This window comes from Roseicyclus sp. (assembly GCF_965662675.1).
In the GTDB taxonomy this organism is placed as follows: Bacteria; Pseudomonadota; Alphaproteobacteria; order Rhodobacterales; family Rhodobacteraceae; genus Roseicyclus.
In genome coordinates this window covers 23,911-26,489 of sequence record NZ_CBFIIK010000024.1, presented here as the reverse complement: position 1 = coordinate 26,489, position 2,579 = coordinate 23,911, and the positions used below count along the sequence as shown (strand labels likewise).

Below are 2,579 nucleotides of genomic sequence, written 5' to 3'. Positions count from 1 at the left end.
AGCATGGGACAGCGTGTTGCGCGCCAAGATGGGCCTTGCCGCGGAGGATGAAAGCGATGGCGATTTGGCCCGCTCGCTTTTGGCGATCATGGCCGAGAACGGCGCGGATTTCACCAATACATTCCGCGCGCTGTCTGCCCCCGACCCGCGCCGGGCGCGGGCGCAAATGATCGATCCCACGGCCCTCGATCCTTGGTTGGACCATTGGCAGGCCCGCTTGGCCGCCGAGGGCCGGGCAGAGCGCGACCGGATCGCTGCGATGCAAGCCGCAAACCCCGCCCGCATCCCGCGCAATCACCGCATCGAACAGGCGATCCAAGCCGCCACCTCGGATGATTTCGCCCCTTTTGAGCGGCTCATGGCGGCATTGGCCCAGCCGTTCAGCGATGATCCGGCATTTGCCGAATACGCCGATCCGCCCAGCGAAAATGAACGCGTCACCGCAACATTTTGCGGCACCTGAGCCTTCATCTTTCCAAAAATACGCAAATCCCGCCGCCGCGGGCAGACGCAACCGCCGCACCGGCGCGCCCGATTATTCGGACGAATAATCGCACCCAGCGCCCCGCTCAGCCACGCGTGGGCCGGTTGATCATGATCAGCCCAACCACCACCAACGCCAAGGCCAGCAAGATTTCGCCCCCGACGCTTTCACCAAGCAACAACCAGCCCAGCGCCACCCCGAAGACGGGTGACAAAAAGCTGAAGGCCGCAACCGACGCCGACGGGTAAATCGACAAGAGCCACAACCAAAGCAAGAACCCCGCCGAGACGATCACTACGATCTGAAACCCAAGCCCTGCCCAATGTATCCAGTCAGGATCACGCAAAAACGGCCCAAAAGCGAAAGCCGCCACCGCCAAAAGCGGCAGTGAGACCGCCAATTGCCAGACCAGCTGCATCTCGGGGCGCACCTCGCGCAAGCGCGAAGCCTTGGCCAAGGCCGCGATCGCGGCCCATGCGATGGCGGCCACCAGCGCGCAAAGATCGCCCAAAAGCGCGCCCGCCCCTTCCGAGCCGCCGCGCAGCACAAGTGCCAAGACAACACCCGCGAAGGCCAGCACCAAACCCGCCCCTTTTTGCCCGGTGATCCGCTCGCCGGGGATCAAGACATGAGCGATCAGCGCCAGCCAAAGAGGCATGGAGTAAAAGATGATCGCTGAGCGTGTGACCGTGGTCAGGTCCAATGCGACAAAGAGGCAAATGAACTCGATCGCGAGAAAGCGCCCATTAACAGCCCCGGCAAAAGCGTGCCGGGCGGAACGACAAGTGGAATGGCGCGCAAGCGCATCCATGCCAATATGCAGATCAATCCGCCCGCCGAGCGCAAAGCGGCGAAAAACACCGGCTGAAGGCCCTCATTGACCACCGCGATCACGACTTGGTTGAAGGCCAAAAGCGCCGCGAAACCCGTAAGCGCGACGGCTCCGAAGGCATCGATCCTGTCCTTGACCGGCATTTGACTCCCCCGCGCGCGCGACACCAAGGCGGTCGCGTCTTTTCTCGCCCGCCCAAATCCCGTAAACCATCCACCGAGATCCGCAATCCCCGAGGGCTGTGCATGAACGACACGATCGAGGCGCGTTGTGAGGCCAAGGGCCTGCGCATGACAGAACAACGCCGCGTGATCGCACAGGTGCTGGAGGCGTCGACCGACCATCCCGATGTCGAGGAACTCTATACCCGCGCCAGTGCGCGCGATCCGCGCATCTCGATCGCCACGGTCTATCGCACGGTCAAGCTGTTCGAGGAGTCGGGTATTCTGGAACGGCTCGAATTCGGCGATGGCCGCGCGCGCTACGAGGATGCCGAGCGTGATCATCACGACCACCTGATCGATATGCATTCAGGCGAGGTGATCGAATTCGTCGACCCCGAGATCGAAGCGCTGCAAGAAAAGATCGCGGCCAAGCTGGGCTATCGGCTGAAAGGTCACAAGCTGGAGCTTTACGGCGTGCCGATCCGCAAGGGATGAAAGGGCGCGGCCGCGGCCAGTGCCGAGCTTGCGTATTTGGGGAAAGATGAAGGGCGCATCTTGGCGCTTTCATCGGTCGCCCGGGCGGGCTAAGCCAAGGTTGACGGGCGACATAGGCGGCGAAGATGGACAATCTCAAAGGCATGGCGTGGATGACGCTTGCCATGCTGGCCTTTGCGCTGACCGACATGTTCATGGTCTTCGCCGCGCGCGAGATGCCCGTTTGGCAAATCCTGTTTCTTTTCGGCATGGGCGGTGCGGTCTTGTTCGGGATATGGGCGCGGCTGCAGGGCCATGCTTGGATCAGCCCAGTCTTGCTGATGCGCCCCGTCATGTTGCGCAACTTGGCCGAGGTTTTCGCGACCGTCTGCTTCGTGATCGCGCTGTCGCGCATCCCCTTGTCGACCTTGTCGGCGGTCATCCAGGCCAACCCGCTCTTGGTCACCTTGGGGGCCGCGATTTTCTTGGGCGAAAAGGTCGGCTGGCGGCGCTGGCTGGCCATCGGCATCGGCCTTTGCGGGGTCTTGTTGATCTTGCGGCCCGGGGCCGAGACATTCGACCCCGATATCCTTTACGCGGTCGCTGCAGCTATTGGCCTGTCCTT

5 protein-coding genes are annotated in these 2,579 nt (G+C 62.4%); 3 read left to right on the top strand and 2 right to left on the bottom strand.

Annotation, left to right across the window (positions count from 1 at the left end):
• Window positions 1-463, top strand: a 463-nt coding sequence (locus ACTG4J_RS06295; protein ID WP_439138016.1) for a protein adenylyltransferase SelO family protein, incomplete at its 5' end; no start/stop codon positions are given.
• A gap of 106 nt (window positions 464-569) precedes the next feature.
• Here the strand turns inward: ACTG4J_RS06295 and ACTG4J_RS06290 are convergent.
• The gene (locus ACTG4J_RS06290; protein ID WP_439138014.1) at window positions 570-1,295 is read right to left on the bottom strand and encodes a DMT family transporter; all 726 of its coding nucleotides are present in this window, start codon (window positions 1,293-1,295) and stop codon (window positions 570-572) included.
• Window positions 1,178-1,459 (bottom strand): hypothetical protein, encoded by a 282-nt coding sequence (locus tag ACTG4J_RS06285; RefSeq protein WP_439138018.1) that lies wholly within the window; start codon window positions 1,457-1,459, stop codon window positions 1,178-1,180. The genes ACTG4J_RS06290 and ACTG4J_RS06285 overlap by 118 nt, the downstream gene beginning before the upstream one ends.
• A 102-nt stretch (window positions 1,460-1,561) precedes the next feature.
• On the opposite strand from ACTG4J_RS06285, the gene ACTG4J_RS06280 reads away from it, so the two are divergent.
• Both ACTG4J_RS06280 and ACTG4J_RS06275 read left to right on the top strand, forming a co-directional pair.
• Window positions 1,562-1,975: a Fur family transcriptional regulator gene (locus ACTG4J_RS06280; RefSeq protein ID WP_439138012.1), complete on the top strand. Its 414-nt coding sequence runs from the start codon at window positions 1,562-1,564 to the stop codon at window positions 1,973-1,975.
• A 125-nt stretch (window positions 1,976-2,100) separates the two neighbouring features.
• Window positions 2,101-2,579, top strand: a 479-nt coding sequence (locus ACTG4J_RS06275) for a DMT family transporter (protein WP_439138010.1), incomplete at its 3' end; no start/stop codon positions are given.

What these genes read in the sequence shown, in the direction of transcription:
- ACTG4J_RS06290 (WP_439138014.1), bottom strand. Translation starts at nt 1,295, where the DNA reads ATGGATGCGCTTGCGCGCCATTCCACTTGTCGTTCCGCCCGGCACGCT.
- ACTG4J_RS06285 (WP_439138018.1), bottom strand. Translation starts at nt 1,459, where the DNA reads ATGCCGGTCAAGGACAGGATCGATGCCTTCGGAGCCGTCGCGCTTACG.
- ACTG4J_RS06280 (WP_439138012.1), top strand. Translation starts at nt 1,562, where the DNA reads ATGAACGACACGATCGAGGCGCGTTGTGAGGCCAAGGGCCTGCGCATG.